Annotated in this window: 9 protein-coding genes and 1 pseudogene; 4 read left to right on the top strand and 6 right to left on the bottom strand. The window is 65.8% G+C overall.

Annotated features, from left to right (window positions below; genetic code table 11):
• Nucleotides 1-214: 214 nt before the first annotated feature.
• Nucleotides 215-735 (bottom strand): annotated as a pseudogene (locus tag L8H00_RS00050) (DUF1993 domain-containing protein).
• A 558-nt stretch (nt 736-1,293) separates the two neighbouring features.
• Entirely contained in the window at nt 1,294-5,931 is a 4,638-nt protein-coding gene (locus L8H00_RS00045) for a hypothetical protein (protein WP_242095182.1), read from the bottom strand.
• 333 nt (nt 5,932-6,264) lie between these two features.
• Between L8H00_RS00045 and L8H00_RS00040 the strand changes: the two genes are divergently transcribed.
• A complete protein-coding gene (locus tag L8H00_RS00040) occupies nt 6,265-6,726 on the top strand; it encodes an SDR family oxidoreductase (RefSeq protein ID WP_242095181.1) in 462 nt (153 codons plus the stop codon).
• A gap of 122 nt (nt 6,727-6,848) precedes the next feature.
• Here L8H00_RS00040 and L8H00_RS00035 read toward each other — a convergent pair whose 3' ends face one another.
• Complete coding sequence (locus tag L8H00_RS00035) at nt 6,849-7,472, bottom strand: glutathione S-transferase family protein (protein WP_242095180.1); 624 nt, start codon at nt 7,470-7,472, stop codon at nt 6,849-6,851.
• 31 nt (nt 7,473-7,503) lie between these two features.
• Complete coding sequence (locus L8H00_RS00030; protein ID WP_242095179.1) at nt 7,504-8,913, bottom strand: dihydrolipoyl dehydrogenase; 1,410 nt, start codon at nt 8,911-8,913, stop codon at nt 7,504-7,506.
• An 861-nt stretch (nt 8,914-9,774) separates the two neighbouring features.
• Between L8H00_RS00030 and L8H00_RS00025 the strand changes: the two genes are divergently transcribed.
• The gene (locus tag L8H00_RS00025) at nt 9,775-10,632 is read left to right on the top strand and encodes a hypothetical protein (protein ID WP_242095178.1); all 858 of its coding nucleotides are present in this window, start codon (nt 9,775-9,777) and stop codon (nt 10,630-10,632) included.
• Between the two features lie 185 nt (nt 10,633-10,817).
• On the opposite strand, the gene L8H00_RS00020 is transcribed toward L8H00_RS00025, so the two are convergent.
• Both L8H00_RS00020 and L8H00_RS00015 read right to left on the bottom strand, forming a co-directional pair.
• A complete protein-coding gene (locus tag L8H00_RS00020; RefSeq protein WP_277924232.1) occupies nt 10,818-11,519 on the bottom strand; it encodes an IS6 family transposase in 702 nt (233 codons plus the stop codon).
• A 293-nt stretch (nt 11,520-11,812) separates the two neighbouring features.
• Nucleotides 11,813-14,134, bottom strand: coding sequence for a GH92 family glycosyl hydrolase (locus tag L8H00_RS00015; RefSeq protein ID WP_242095176.1), 2,322 nt, complete (start codon nt 14,132-14,134; stop codon nt 11,813-11,815).
• 98 nt (nt 14,135-14,232) lie between these two features.
• Here L8H00_RS00015 and L8H00_RS00010 point away from each other — a divergent pair, with 98 nt between their 5' ends.
• Nucleotides 14,233-15,618 (top strand): glycoside hydrolase family 47 protein, encoded by a 1,386-nt coding sequence (locus L8H00_RS00010; RefSeq protein ID WP_242095175.1) that lies wholly within the window; start codon nt 14,233-14,235, stop codon nt 15,616-15,618.
• Between the two features lie 17 nt (nt 15,619-15,635).
• On the top strand, nt 15,636-16,118 hold the full coding sequence (locus L8H00_RS00005; RefSeq protein WP_242095898.1) for a gluconokinase: 483 nt from the start codon (nt 15,636-15,638) through the stop codon (nt 16,116-16,118).
• Nucleotides 16,119-16,364 lie beyond the last annotated feature (246 nt).

Raw genomic sequence — 16,364 nt, 5'->3', positions numbered from 1 at the left:
ATACCGTCGAGGATACCGTCAGAATCCTTCGCTGTTGATTTTATTGGATTTATGGAGTGCGAGTCGCGGAATGCACGCGATCTAACGCTTGGTCAACGACCGTACTCAAATCGAGCCACTGAGCAAGCCCTCCGCTCGGGTTTCTCACCCAACTGCAGCCCCCCTGAATCGGCCGTCTGCTCCGAAGCAGGCCGCTTGAGTGAGATCTAAGCGGTTAGCGCTTCATGCGTGGCATTCCCGCGAAGTCGCGCTTGCCAATCGGCAATCCCTTCCAGCGCAGGATGTCGTACGCGGTGGTGGCATGAAAGTAGAAGTTGGCTGCGAGAAAGAGAGCAGGAACTCCTCCGCCACGAACTCCATGCGACGCTCACCGAACTCGAAGCGCATGTCGCGGCCGAGAAAGCTGTCGACCTCCGCTGGATCGATCGCCTCGAGGTCGGCCAGAGTCTCAGTGAGACGCATCTTCAGCCCCGCAAAGTCGGATGGCGGCGGCGTCATGTCGGGCTCGAACACGCCTTTGCGCACGCCCTCGATCGCGCCGAGCGAATGCACCGCCATCGACTTCACCTGATAGGCGAAAGGCAGCATGTCCTCTGCAAGCCGCGCCTGGATCAGGGAATCCGGCGAAAGGGTGCGTTCGGCGCAGAACGCTTCGGCCTTGTCGATCAGAGCAGCACAGGCACGCAGGATTTGCGCCTGGGATGGAATGATCGCAGCATGTAGGGAAAAGGTCATGCCCGTCTGTGGAGTGCTCGGTTCAGCTCCGTCAAGCCGCCTCGACCATGAGCACGCCTTCGTCACTTAGTTCGTGGGCAGGACGACCCACTTGCGGCCATTCACGCTGCCGACTGTCCTTTCCAATTTCGGCCATCGTTCATCTGTATTTTCACCAAGGTCGACAGCAAGTGAAAGCGCTCCTGAATTTTCCGACAGAGCCCGGCCGACTGCTGGTAGACCGGCCCAGTTCCCCGCTGCGGCTGATCAGCCATGGCACGAAGCCGATCGGCTGCGGCGCAGCCGACTACAACCCATAACGGCGCTGGTCCTTCCGCGGGACCGCTCCAAGTTGACGATGGGGCTTGACGGCCTAGCGAATGCCGAGGAAGAAGGTGCCGGTCGCTCCGATGCACGTCGGCGACTGAATTGGTTTTAAGGTTCGTTAAGCCGATCCGGTTATACGCTCGAGCGAGCGGAACCGACATCGGACCGAGAGCATTCTCACCAACGGACGCTCCAAGGCGTCCCACAGGCCGCAAGGCAACAACGACCCCCGGCGGCAACGTCGGGGGTCCTTCATTTCAGCTTGGTTTGAACGAGGCGCCGATCCTTGTGGGTCACGCCGCTTGCTAGCCACCGAAGCCCGAGAGCCCGCATGTCGAGCGAGGACGTCCCGTCGCGGCTTCGCATGTCCCAGATCGAGCGCCAGACATACGGCCACCCCGGCATCGTGAACGCCACCTCTTCCAGCCAGCGCTCACCCAGGCGACGCAGGCAAATCGTGTCCCTGCCCGCCCTGGCACGGCTCGCCGAACGCCAGATCAGGCTCCAGTTCCGATCCGAGAAGTCCGTCTGCGACAGCCACCGCTGCGCCCGGGCGACGATCGCCGCATCGGTCCACGGAGAAGGATCGACGGGTTCGCGCCACTTCAGGACGCGCAGCCAGCCCTTTCCTCCGCCTGCGTCGGAGCCGAGCCAGCGGTCCACAGAAGCGATCACGTCTCCGGTTCCGAGTCTCTCGGGCGCCGCCCGCAGGAGCGCCGAGAAAACCGGATACCACCTCCTGGGCTCGATCAGCGGCAAGGCCTCGATGCCCACATCGATTAGACGGGCGAGCCGCTTGTGGTCCGTCTCGACGTCGAACGCCGAGCGCCAAAGCAGGCCGTATCCATATCGATCGGCGGGCCCCTCCAGCCAGGGGCGCGCGCGGCCCAGCGCCTGATCGCGCGCGCCGCCGTCCAGCCTCGGAAGCAGCGCCGCGCAGAGATGCACCCACGCTCCATTGTCCTGCGGCTTCAGCACGGCGGCGAAGGCCGGGTCACGCAGCGTGCGATCGTCGAGAAGAGCCTCGCCGTCGGGATGGACGCTCCAGACCTTGATCCACCGCTCGGCGCCGGCGTTCGCGCGCAGCCAGATCGTCATGCCCTCCGCGATGTCCGGGCGTCTCGCGAAGCGCTTGTCGATTGCTCGAGCCCTCAGCAGGACCCGATCCCATCTGTCGTGTGATGGCCCTACCGCAAGGAGCCATGCCGACGCGGCGTCCAGCAGTTCCGCCCAGCCGGATGGCGGCTCGCGCTTGGCGAGGCCCTCCCACAACGATGGCCAGGACCTGCCGAGGGCATCCGACCGGATCAGCGATATGCCCTGGTCGACCAGCGCGGCAGCGACAGCCGCCTCCGCGCGGAGGCTCAGCGCATAGGAGCATACGGTCGCACGACGGCGCTCCACCCCACGTCCGGACGTCAGGAAGTCGAGCGCCGAGCGGGTGAGGATCCTCGCCGAGAACCGCGCCCGGCGAGCGCCCTGCCAGACGCGGAACCACGCATCGTCGTCGAGATCGGAACGAGACAGCCGGTCCGCACAGTGACGGTGAAACGCCTCCAGCTCGCCCGTGTCGGGATCCGCCGCAATCCAGGACGGGATCACCGGCAGCCATCCGGGATGGCCGTCATGGCGGAGCAGCCACGTGGAAGTGAGGGCACGCACGGCTCCGACCGCATTGGGGGAGCCGTCCTCGAGCAGGAAGCCGGCCACGCGGGACCAACCGACATGCTCACCCGGCGTCCTGCGCAACCACGCCAGTCCCTGCGCCTCGATGGCGTCCCGTGTGTCTTCCGGACCCGCCTTGGCCAGCGCGAGCCAGACGTGCGCCCAACTCCGATGCCCGCCCGACGAGCGCTCCAGCCATTCGGCCCCGAACCGCAGCGCACGTCGCTGCTCGTCAGGCTCGGTCGCGAGCAGCAGACCCTCGAAGACGAACGCCCAGCCGAGATGCTCCGGGTCCGCCGTGGCGAGCCACTCCCGGCCGACCCCTTCCAGATTCGCGATCGCGTCATGGTCGGCGGCCCGACGAGCTTCCTGAATCGCCGGTCCCCAGACGTGGGACCACCCCTTGAGCTCGGCTGGCGCTGACCGCAGGCGACGGACGGCCAGGGTCAGCAGTTCACCACGCGTGCGGGAATCCGCGTGCTCGAAGACGATGGGCCAGACCCGCGTCCAGCGCTCGTCCCCCACGTCAGACGCCTCGACCCAGTCGCGCCCGACCCGAAGCAGTCGACCGACCTCCGGCTCCCCGCCATGGATCGCCTGCTCCAGCAGACGACGCCAGATCATGTCCCAGCCGGGCGTCTCCGGACCCGCCACGAGGCTGCTCCCCTCGGCGAGACCGAGCCAGCGCATGCCCTGTATCCGCAGGACGGCCGCCTGTCCCCTCCCCGCATCGATCAGCGCCGCCCAGACCCGCGGCCACGCCACTCGATCGCGGCCTGCAGCGAGCAGACGCTGCGACAGCACGTCCGTCTCCGCGCAGTGCCCGTGCCCATCGATCAGGTTCGAGAGGATCGAGCCCCAGCCGAACTCGTCGTCGGGCGTCCGCTGCAGCCAGTCGACGACGATGCCTCTTACCCGGTCGGACCTATCGCCCTGGGCAAGGCCGTTCATCAGGCGCGACATTCCCCTCAGCTGCGGAGCGTCGCGCGACAGGGCGGAGATCTCGTCGAGCAGGGTCTCGCCGCCCTCCCTCGCCACGTAGTCCATCGCGAGCGGCGCCCAGTCGTGCCACGGCAGCGGATCGCCCCAGGACGCGAGCCGCCGCAGGCAGTCGCAGACCGAAGCGACCGCGCGGTCGCGGAACGGACCCTCCTCCGCAAGCAGCCAGTGGCAGGACAGCCGAAGTCCTCTGACCGGTTCGCGCACCTCGTCGATGGCGGCCACCAGAAGGTTCGCGGGCGATGAATTCAGACGAAGGTCGAGGAGGCGGTCGAGAGCCAGCCAGACCGGAAGGTCCGCGATGGGGTGCAGTCCGTCTCCAACCCCGTTCGCGTAGATCGAGGCGAGCACCTCCCGCAGCTCCGGTCGGATGAGGTCGATGCGCGCGCGCAGCGCCGGGTCGGTCTCGCGACCTCCCCGATCGCGCTCCCGAGCGAGCCGGCTGATGGCCCAGAAGGGAGCGTATCGCACTTCGGGAGGTCGTTCGTCGTTCGCGAGGTCGGCCGCTAGTGACGCGGCGAGATGCCGCTTGCGCCAGGGCCGGTCCGTGACCCGACCGAACCACTCCCGGTAGATCGCGTCGGCGAGGTGGGGATGGGTCAACCTGATGCCACCCGACGACTGCGCCGTGAACTCGAAGTGCGATTCGAGCTCCTGCAGCCGGATCAGCGCGCTCTCCAGCGTCGGATGCTCATGCTGCCGACGGAGCAGTTCCGACATGGGATAGTCGACGTAGAGGCGGTTGAGGGCCAGGATGCTGGCGATCGCCTCGAGGACCGGTCCGCCCTGGCTGCTGTCGTCGAAGGCGCTGATCCGTTCCCGGAAGCGCCTGCCAAATTCGGCGATGCTGCCCTTCGTCCACTCGAACAGCTGCTGGACGAGTAGGACGTTGCCCTCCATCGGCTCGACGGACCTTCCGGTCCGAAGGCGATACCACTCGGCGAGTTCGACGAAGTCAGCGTCCGTCTCGTTCGGCATGTCGAAGCCGTCGAAGTCGAGCTGGCCCCCGCAGGTCTCCTCGGCCGACGCCCGCTGCTCGTTCGGCCCGCAGCAGAGGAGGAGCGGCGACCGGGCCGCCTCCCCGGCACCCACGCATATGCCCTCCCACTCGGCCTGGGCATCGATGACCGACCTGATGAACTCGGACTGGCGCTCGGCGGTGAACGGGTCGTCGAGCACCAGCACGACCGCGCGCCCCTCCGCCGCCATCCGGCCCGCCCACCGTACGGCCGGCCCGATGAGCTCGGGGCGGTGGCCGAGCCAGAGCACCAGCCGGTCGGGGTTCTGCGCATGAAGTCTCGCCGCCACATGCAGCAGCGCGGCGCTCTTGCCGCATCCCGACCTTCCGGAGATCCAGAACACGGGCAGCTTGTATAGCGGGCGCTCGCCGGCGAGGCGCTCCTCGCAGGCGCGCTCTATCCGATCGTAGACGGAGCGCCTCGCCAGCCTGCCTTCTCGGAAGTCGGACACGGACAGGCGTTCCCCGATCCGCACCGCGCGTCTGTCGTCGTCCTCTCGGACGACCACATCCGGCGCCCTGTCCTCGCTGCTCCACAGCCCGAAGCGCCGCGCCACGGTTGCCGCCGCCAGTCGAAGCGCCCGCAGTTCGCCGCGGAACTCGTCCACGACCTGATCGAGAACGCCCCCCGAACCGGCGAGGAAGCGCGACATCGCCCTGTCGAGTCTGTCGAAAGGATCGGCATCCCTAAAGTCCTCGATGAGGATCTTTGCCGCCTCGATCCGCGGAGAGGGAGTGACCGCGATGTCGACGCGCTCGCGGAACACGGCCAGTTCATCGCCGTCGGCGCCTTCCGGACTCCAGCGCTCGAGACTTCCGGACCAGTCGCCAAGCGTCCGCGTAGCCGCCTGGACCCTGTAGCGAAGGAGGGGAAGCAGTTCCGGCGTCCGCTCCTTGGCCAGCAGATGCACACCCCAGAGCTCGTCGAGCGCCGATCTGAACGCCGAGCTGGAGAGCGTGCGCTTGGCCTGCGTGATCAGAAAGCCGTCGGAGCTCTCCACGATGTCGGAGAGCACCTCGACGAACGCCGAGCCGCCCTGCCCCGCTGCCTCCTGTCGCACGATGACGTGCAATGCGCTCGCCAACTGGAAGTCGAAGCCGGCCATGGCCGCGAGCCCGCCGAGGGCGTGCCGCTTCTCGGACCAGAAGCGGCGCAGCGTGAGGAAGGAGTCGAGAGCGCCGGCGGCACCATCAGTTAGCACTGCCATGACCCGGACCGACCCGCTCCTAACCGGGCAAGCAGAGCAACCCGTTCACTCACTGTTCTAGGTCGCAGGTCGTTGTCGTCAATGTGGATAGAGACACTTCGCTGGCGTTGAGGGTCCCCGATTGCCATCCAGTTTAGGTGATTACCGGGTCCATCCGGGGCTGCCCTTGGCCGTGACAGCAGCTAGGCGCCCTGTCCTCAAGCGACTAAAGCGAAGCGGCACGCGATATGAGTGCCGCTCCCAAGGCTTCTGAGCTCGCATACTCAAGACCCACTTTCCGCCGCTCGCGGCCTGTTTTCGGCTCGCCAACTTCGGACATTCGTTCACGTCAGCTTGACAGCCGTTTTCGCAGGCCAGCTTAGCGGTCATCTGCTCAGCACGTCGAGCATCGGCGGGGTTACCGCCTTCCCAACCGTTGGTCTGCACCATGCTTCGAAATGGAGGCTGGAAGCGATCAACCAGTCGCTGGCGCAGGAGGTCGCGAGCTTCGGCATCAGGGTGACGTTGATCGAGCCGGCCGGCTACACGACCGATTGGAGCGGACCCTCGTCGCAGCATGCGACTGAGATCGCTGCCTACGATCCGGTCCGCGAGCAGCGGGCGGAGAGCGGCAAATCACGCATGAAGGGTGATCCCGAAGCGATTGGAGACGCGATCCTTCAGATCGTTGATGCCGAGAAGCCGCCGCTGCGTTTTCTGCTCGGCAGCGATGGTCTGCCGATCATCAGCAAGCACTATGAGAGCCGGCTCGCCGAATGGGACGAGTGGGACACTCTATCGTCGAAGGCAAAGTAATGCTTGAATAGCTTCGTCTGGAAGGAACGCCACGTTTGGGGCCGGTGTACGCACCGGCCCTTTGCCTGCTGAACGTCAGGTCTACCTTTTTACTTCCCCGAATCCCAACCAACGTTGACGGTCTATGGGAGCGCGGCGGGCAGCATCGGTCCGCCACGTGCCTGTGCCCGCTGAAATCCGGGCTGGGCTTCCAGTCGATCGAGGTAGGCAGTGAGAGTAGGATAGGTGTGCAACGCCTTGGCCATGCGCGCCATGGCCAGGAAATAGCTCATCTGCATATCAGCGAGCATAGGCCGCTCGCCCATCAGGAACGGCTTATCGCCAAGGCCGTTAGCAATATAAGACAGGACGTTGCCGACCATGGGACGTGCACGATCGCCTGCTCCCTGTTCGCCGGTACGCTCGGAAAGCAGCACCGTCAGCAGGGGGCCAGCTGCTGTGCTTTCGACAAAGTCGAGCCACTCCTCATGAATGGCATGCTCGGTAGTGTCGGGTGCGGGCGAGAACCGATTTGCGCCATAGCAGCCGTCCAGATAGCGCAAGATCGTGGCGGACTCTGCCAACGTCAGATCACCGTCCTGGATCACGGGCGACTTGCCGAGCGGATGGACCTTCTTGAGCTCGGGAGGTGAACGAAACTCCGGCGTGCGATCATAGCGGACGAGCTCGACCGATAGGCCGAGTTCCTCAATCAGCCACAGGACGCGCTGCGAGCGAGAGAAGGCGAGGTGGTGAAGGGTCAGCATCGGTCGGACTCCTGATTGGTCGAGAATTCGATTACGCGCCTGGCGGTGTGCCCTGGTCGCGTGGAGGGAGCGGCGCATGCACCTCGTGACAGATCGCGCGAAGGCCGGGCTTCAATCCTTCCTCGAGCGTGGGATGATAGAAGGGTAACTCCAACAAACTAGTCGCGGTTTCGCCGCGCATGATGGCGAGTGCGAGCAGGTGGGCAATGTGGTCCATGCCGGGGCCGATCATGACGGCGCCGGTCAGCTGCCCATCGGGCTTGCTGGCGTAGAGCCGCACCATGCCTTCGGCTTGCGCCATAACCTTGGCGCGACCCTGATCGTCATAGGGCGCACAGCCGATCACGCTGTCCTCGCGCGCTGGCTCGCCCACCATGGCAACCGGCGGATCGGTGAAGGTAATGGTGAAGGGCAGATCGCGCGCCGCAGGCTCGACCTTCGGGAACCGGGCGGCGTTGCGCCCCGCGATCGTCCCTTCGTCCGATGCTTCGTGCAGCACCGGTCGGTCGGCGTCGGCATCGCCAGCGATGAATACCGCCGCATCACCGCATTGCATGGTGCGCTTGTCATAGACTGGCACGCCGTGGTCGTTCAGCGCAAAGCCCGTCTGGTTGAGCCCTAGGCCCTCGAGCTTGGGTTCGCGTCCCGTCGACACCAGCACCCGATCGAAGCGCTTGCTTCCACCATCCCAGCTGATGACCACGCCGCCATTACCGGGTGATGGAGATGCGTCGACGCCGAGATGAAGCGTCATGCACTGGCGGAGGATGCGGACCAGCTCGTCGTGCACCACAGGATCGTGAACGCCACCAACCCGCTCGCCACGTTCAAATACGACGACCTCGACGCCGAGGCTGGCAAAGGCCTGCGCCAGTTCGAGCCCAAGCGCGCCCGCGCCGATGACGGCTAGCGCGCGGGGCAGTTCGTCCCGATCGAAGATGGTCTCGTTCGTGTCGACGAGATCGCCGAGTGCGCGATAAGGCTCCGGTACGATCGGTTTCGACCCCGTGGCGATTACGACGGCGCGTGCCGACACCGTTCTGCCGTCGTCGAGTGTGAGCGCGGTCGGACCAGTGAAGCGGGCACAGCCCTTAATCGCCACGCCTTCAGGCAAATCATCGAAGCCCTTCTTGGTAGCGGCTACGAACCGATCGCGCTCCTGGCGGACTCGCTGCATGACGCGGGTGCCATCGACATGGGGCGTGGCGTCGATCCCGAAAAGATGCGCGCGACGTACCGCTTGGGCGGCCATGCCCGCGGTGACGAGTAGCTTGGACGGCATGCAGCCGACGGTTGCGCAGGTGGTGCCGGCAAAGCGATCGTCGATGAGCAGGGTCCGGGCACCGTCGGATCGGGCAACCCGCTCGGCTGCCAGGCCTGCGGTGCCAGCGCCAATGATGGCCACGTCGCAGGTGAAATGGGGCGGTGTGTTATCTGCCATCAACGTTCCTTATACCTCGTACTTGCATCACAACGCGGTATTGGCCCGATCCGAGCCAAGCCGGTGTCGGCGCTACTGGCAGGAGGTTTGCCCTCGCTCAGTCGAGAAGGCGTTTGGCAGCAGCGTATTCGCAATGTGTCAGGGTGGCGGTGTCACAACCGCTCGAGGCTGTAGAAAAAGGCGCGGTGCCGCGAGCAGCCAATCGGCTAGGGCTATTCAAGCGGCCACCCTGTCCAGATCGCCTGTTTTCCGTACACTCCGCCGTGGAGCGTGGCATCAGCCTCATTTGCTGAATGGCCGAAGGTGGGCGACTGCTGAACGGCAGCTTCCAGCGGCGGAAACGAGAAAGCTGCCGTTCGTCCTAAAGCGCGCGAAGACCCATCTTCGGCCATTCACGGGCTTATCAGCGGTTCCCAACTCCGGTCACTCGTTCATCTCTCGGTAGACCGGGGGTGGCTAAGACGGCGAGGGCAAATACCTTGCGACGCTGTTCTCGCTTAAGGCGGCGCAGATCTTTCTGATATTATGTGCAAGCGTCCAACAAGTGGGCGTAAAGCGTTGGAGACGCCCGATGCATCGCCTAAACAGACCAGATGAAGATTTTCATCAGCTCGCTCATTGCCGGCTTCGCCCCTCAACGGCAGGCCGCCAAGGCAGGTGTAACTACGCTGCGCCATGAGGCAGTGATGGCCGAGGACTTCGGTGCGCTCCCCACGTCGCCCCAAGTTGCCTGCCTTCAAGGTCTGCGGCTCTCCGACATGGTCGTCCTCGTCCTCGGCGACAGCTACGGCGCCGTCCAGCCGGGGTCGGGCCTGTCGGCCACGCACGAGGAGTACCGCGAAGGCGCGCCAGACCAAGCCCGTGCTCGCCTTCGTGCAGCAGGGCGTCACCCCCGACCCTCAGCAGGCGGCGTTTATTGCCGAGGTGCAGGGATGGGAGGGCGGCCTTTTCCGCGGCGGCTTCGACGACTCTGCGGACCTGCAGGCAGGCGTGATCCGCGCCCTGCACGACAACGCCGTTGCGACCGTGGTCGGCGCGGTCGATCCGGAGGATCTCGCCAAACGGGCGACGGGTCTCATTCCGCCCGAGAGCCGCAATATGGTGTCGGCCGCCTCGCTTGACGTGGCGATCGCAGCCGGACCAACGCAGCCGATCCTGAGGCCGGTGGAAATCGAGGCCGCCACGCTAGGCGACTTCATGCTGCAGACCGCGCTGTTCGGCCAAAACCAGATCTTCGACCGGGCTCTGGGCAACGAGGTTGGACTCGCCGGAGGTGCACTGACCATCACGCAGGAGCGTGGCGGCTCGCTCCGGCTGGACGAGCAGGGATCGCTGCTCGTCCAGCTGCCCCTCGACGGCACCGAACGCCGACGGGGCGGGATGGACATGGGCGGGATGATGGTCCTCCTTGAGGAGGTCATTCAGGCAAAGCTATCCACCGCCATCGGCTACGCCGCGGCAGCCATCGAGCACATTGACCCGACGCAGCGCATCACCGACGTTGCCATCGCCGCGCGCATTTCGGGCGCGGAGTACCGCGCTTGGCGCACCCAGGCGCAGCATGCAGCCAGCCCTAGCTCCGTTATGATCGGCCGCGCCGGCAACCGCGAGCGCTTGCCCGTCGTCACGGTGCAGCGGCGAGCGGCGCTCCGGCTCGATCGGACCCGCTTGGTCGAGGACCTGCTGGTACCGCTGCGCCGGCAGTTCCCTTCCGGCTAAGCAACCCTGCGCGACTCCTTGCCTGCGGCTAGGCCCGAATGGATGGGCCGGGCAGAGCGCGTGGCGCTGACCCTCCGGGCCGTTACCACCCGCGAGCGCGGGGCTACGCACTCGGTGTACGGGTGCTGTCAGTCTAAAGCGAACCGGTCTCTACACGATGCACGTCGCGCTTTGTACGCATCTGCCTAGCTTGCGAGGACCTGCCACTCCGCCAGCGCGGCGGAGCGTCGTTCCTTGTAGGTCTGGCGGTCGACGAGATGGCGTTCGAGGCTAAAGTGGTTGTGGACGTTGGCATGGACCGAGGCGAACTTCTGTAGCGTCTTCATCCGCCTGAAGCGCACCATCGCCCGCTCTCGTCGTCGGAACGGCAGGTGACTGTTCTCCACCCGGTTGTTGGCCCAGCGACCCACCTCCTGCTTGTCGGCGTTACCAAGCTCCTTCATCGCCGCACCATAGGGGCGAAGCCCGTCGGTAGTGACCTTCTCAGGGCTGCCGTGGCGTTTCAGCGCCTTCTTCATGAAGGTCAGCGCTGCGTCCTTGTCCCTCGTCTTCGTGACGTAGCTCTCAAGGATCTCGCCCTCGTGATCGACTGCCCGCCAGAGGTACACCATCTCGCCGTTCAGCTTCACGTACGTCTCATCCAGGTGCCACCGCCAATGGCGAAAGCCGCGTATGTGGTTTACCCGCTGACGGCGGATGTCGCCGGCGAAGAGCGGCCCGAAGCGGTTCCACCACATCCGCACCGTCTCGTGGCAGACATCAATGCCGCGTTCGAACAGCAGGTCTTCAACGTTCCGCAAACTCAGCGGGAAACGCACGTACATCATGACCACCAGGCGGATCACCTCAGGCGACGAGTTGAAGCGGCGAAACGGCGATGGCGGCAGGGCACGTTAACGGCGGGGCATCAGCCGCCGTTATCAGCCTCCTGCCCGGCCTGCCACGTTGGTCTGACAGAACCCCATACGAGGTTAATCGATCCCCGACATCAACCGCGCTGGTACGGCACGCAGGTAAAACCTTGGCCTAATCACAATGCAGGAATGGCTAAATTCCGCCATTTCAACCTTGCAGACATCCCTCTCATGGGGGTCAACCGACAACTTGATGCCCCGCCCGCCCTTTCCGTCGCGAGGCCGGCGCGCGTGACGGGCTCCGCCTGACCGCCAGCGCCAGACCTTCAGCGATAAGGCGTCATCGACGCCGGACGCGCGGCCACCGACTCCGCCCAGCGCGTGTCGGGCATAGCCTGCATCCGGAACCGCAGTTCGCCGCCCGCCATGATCTCGGCATGGCGGAGATACACCCGGTCGAGCGGCCGGCCGTTCAGCGTCACCGCGCCGACATAGCGGTTCGCCTCCGACAAGCCGTCCGCGACGATCGTGAAGCGCCGCCCGCCCCGCAGCGCGATCACGGCGCGATCCACGAACGGCCGGCCGATCGCATATTCGCCGCTGCCCGGCGTGACCGGATAGAAGCCAAGCCCGGTGAAGACGAGCCATGCCGACATCTGGCCCAGATCGTCGTTCCCCGCCAGGCCGTCAGGCGTGGGCTTGTACTGGCTGTCGACGATCTGCTTCAGCCGCGCCTGAGTCCGCCACGGTGCGCCGGCGTAATCGTAGAGATAGGCGACATGGTGGCTCGGCTCGTTGCCATGGATATATTGGCCGATCAGCCCGGCGATATCCTCGGCATGGCTATAATCGAGCTTCGAATTGTCATAGTCGAACATCGCGTCGAGCTTTGCGACGGTCTTCGCATCGCCACCCAGTATCGTGACGAGGCCGCCCAGATCCTGCGGCACGAACCAGCTATATTGCCAGGCATTGCCCTCGGTATAATCCGATCCATAGTTGATCGCGGTGGGATCGAACGGCGTGCGGAATGCGCCCGTGGACAGGCGCGCGCGGACGAAGCCGGTGGCGGGATCGAAGCTGTTGCGCCAGTTGCCGGCGCGCTTCTCGAACTGGTCGGCTATGTCGGTGCGGCCGAGCTTTCGCGCCATCCGCGCGATCGTCCAGTCGTCATAGGCATATTCAACCGTCTTGGACGCCGCCTCGGGCTCCTGTTCGATCGGCACATAGCCGCGCGCCATATACGCGCCGAGCCCGCCATAAGGCGCATAGGTGGCGCTGGCGACCATCGCATCCAGCGCGGCGTTCGCGTCGAAGCCACCGATACCCTTCAGATAGGCGTCCGCGATCACCGGCACCGCGTGATAGCCGATCATCGTCCATGTCTCGGCACCCGCGAACTGCCACACCGGCAGGATGCCGAACGCGCTTTCCTGCTGGCTCGCGATCAGCGAACGCACGACATCGGTGGTCGTGCTGGCGGGTTGCACGATCGTGAGCAGCGGATGCTCGGCGCGGAACGTGTCCCACAGCGAAAAGGTCGAGCGGAAGGTGAAGCCGTCCGCGACATGCACCTGCCCGTCGGGCCCGCGATAGCGGCCGTCCGCGTCGCTCCACACCGACGGCGCGAGCAGCGCGTGGTAGAGCGCGGTGTAGAGGCTGGTGCGGATCGGCCTGGGCGCATCGATCGCGACCGCGCCCAACGCCGTCTCCCACGCCGCGCGCGTCCTCGCGCGGATCGCGTCGAAATTGCCCGGTTCGGAATCGAGGTTCGCGATCGCGCCCGCCTCGTCCACCCCCGATAGGCCGACACGCACTTCCAGCGGCCGGGCGAGCGTCCCGAAATCGAGCCGCGCGACCAGCGCCCGCCCGAGCCGTTCGGGCACCGCATCGCTGCCGCGCCCCGGCCCCTGGAATCCCCTATAGGCGACGCCCGTCTCGGTATCGACGAAGCCATGGCCGGTGATCGGCGCGGAAAAGCGCATGGCGAAGAACAGCTTGCGCCCCGGCGCCCAGCCCCGCGTCTCGCGCGATCCGGTGAGCGTGCCGTCGGGGCGCAACCGCAACGTCGACCATAGGATCTTGCCCGGATAGGCATAGAGCGACGTGCGCAGATCGATCACCAGATGCGCATCAGCGTTGTCGGCGAAGGTATAGCGATGCACGCCGATGCGCGTGCCCGCGGTCATCTCCGCGCGCACCCTAGCATCGTCGAGCGTTACCGCATAATAGCCGGGCTGCGCCGTCTCGTTTGCATGCGCGAAGCGCGATCGATAGCCCGAGCCCGGCAGCTTGGAATCGTCCGGCTCCAGCGGCACGCGGGCGCCCGATACCGGCATCACCAGAATGTCGCCGAGATCGCTATGCCCCGCGCCCGAGAAATGCGTGTGGCTGAAGCCCTGGATCGTCGGATCCTCGTAGCGATAGCCCGCCGCATGGCCATAGCAGCTGCGGATCACGCAGGACGTATCGGTGTCGGGCGACAATTGCACCATGCCGAACGGCGCGGTGGCGCCGGGAAAGGTATGCCCCTCCCCACCCGTTCCGATCATCGGATCGACGGCGGCATAGGGTGTGGGCGGCGCCGGCGCGGTCTGCGCGGCGGCGATCGACGGGAGGAGCAGGGTCAGGGCGAAAGCGATGCGCATAAACGCAGTAAAGCAGTTCGTTGCGGCACCGTCATCCCCGGATGAACCTTGCCCCCGGCGCTCCGTTTGGCACAGGATGAGGCATGGAGGAGACGCGGGTGGATAGCAGGATCGGACGGCGCGGATTGCTGGGCGGCGGGCTCACTCTCGCGGCTGCGCCCGCCTTCGCGCAAGAGGGTGCGAGCGCGGTCGACTGGCATGCGCTCGCCGCCGACGTCCGGGCCGAGATGCGCTGGGCCTGGGCGAACTACCGCGCGCATGCCTGGGGCCGCGACCAGATCCTGCCGATCAGCGGCGGCTATGAGAGCTTTCCGCTCAAGACCCATCATCTGGGCCTCAGCCTGATCGAGGCGATGGACACGCTGTGGGTGATGGGCCTCGACGCCGAATTCGCCGAGGCGCAGCGCTGGGTGCGGGCGCATCTGAGCTTCGACGTCGACGGCGAGGTCTCGGTCTTCGAAACCGCGATCCGCCTGCTCGGCGGACTGTTGTCGGCGCATCACGCGAGCGGCGATCCGATGCTGCTGGCGCACGCCCGCGATCTCGGCAACCGGCTGCTTCCGGCCTTCGCCACGCCGACCGGCATGCCGCATCGCTTCGTCAATCTGCGCACCGGCGCGACGCGCGGCACGCAGACCAATCCCGCCGAGATCGGCACCTATCTCCCCGAATTCGGCACGCTGAGCCGGCTGACCGGCGATCCGCGCTACCACCACGCCGCCAAGCGCGCGCAGGTCGCACTGTTCGCGCGCCGCTCGACGATCGGGCTGCTGGCGGACGGGATCGATTCCGATACCGGCATCTGGCTCACCCGCCGCGCGACCGTGGGGCCGCCGTCGGACAGCTACTACGAATATCTGTGGGACGGCTGGCAGCTCTTCGGCGACCGGGACTGCAAGGCGATGTACGATGTCTGCACCGCGGCGATTGTCAAATACCAGGCGGTGCGCGCGGGCCCGCACACTTGGTTCGGCGATGTGGATTTTGAGACCGGCGGCCCGCTGAGCGCACAGCAGGACGAACTCGCCGCCTTCTATGGCGGCCTGCTCGCCCAGGGCGGCGCGCCCGCGCTGGCCGCCGCCTATACCCGCGCCTGGGCGGCGGTGCAGGACCGGTTCGGCATCCTGCCCGAGGGCTATGACTATCTGACCGGCGAGGCGTTCGCGCCCACCAACGCGCTGCGCCCCGAACTCGCCGATGCCGCGTTCAACCATTGGCTGCTCGACCGCGCACCGGAATGGCGGATGATCGGGCGCACCCATTACCTAAACATGAAACGCTTCAACCGCGCGCGCTTCGGCTACGCCCAGATCGAGGACATGCGCGTGCAGCCGATGGTGCAATCGGATCATTGCCCAGGCTATTGGTGGTCCGAGCAGATGAAATATTATTATCTGCTGTTCTCGGACACGCCGCGCTTCGATTATGCGCGCAACTATCTTTCGACGGAGGGCAATGTGTTGCTAGGCTTACGCCGCGCATGACGCCGCGCGTGATCGTAATGATGGGCGTATCGGGATCGGGCAAGTCGACCGTGGGCGCGATGCTGGCAAAACGGCTGGGATGCCCGTTCGAGGAGGGCGACGATCTCCACCCGCTCGCCAACATCGCCAAGATGAGCGCTGGGATCGCGCTCGACGACACCGATCGCGCGCCATGGCTGGCCGCGGTCGGGCACTGGATCGCGGAGCGCGGCGACGGCTGGGGCGTGGTCAGTTGCTCGGCGCTGAAGCGGGATTATCGCGACGCCTTGCGCGCCGCCGGCCGCCCCACGCTCGGCTTCGTCCTGCTCGACACCGACGAGGCGACGCTGCGCGACCGGCTGGTCCACCGGACGCACTTCATGCCGGTGTCGCTGCTCGACAGCCAATTGGCCACGCTGGAGCGGCCCGGCACCGACGAACGCGCACTGACCCTCCAAGAACAGGGCGGCACGGCGGCGGCGTGCGATGCGATCGACGGGTGGCTCGCCGGGCTCGGCTAAGCGGGATGGCATCAGCGTGACCGGATCACGCGATCCGTTCGTGCTGAGCTTGTCGAAGCACGCTCTCCGCAGGCGTGCTTCCGCAGGCGGTACAGGCCCTTCGACAAGCTCAGGGCGAACGGTTCAAAGTAACGTCATCGAACTCTAAGCGGGCCGGCGGTTATTCCCACTCCAATGTTTCCTGGCCCATCAAAGCATTGTTCTCTCACAGTTAACGCGTTCACCATGCTTCACCCGCGCATGTGA

It is taken from the genome of Sphingomonas sp. CROZ-RG-20F-R02-07 (assembly GCF_022662335.1).
Lineage (GTDB): Bacteria > Pseudomonadota > Alphaproteobacteria > Sphingomonadales > Sphingomonadaceae > Sphingomonas.
Note: the sequence above shows the minus strand (reverse complement) of the source record. Positions and strands in the feature narration are given on the sequence as shown.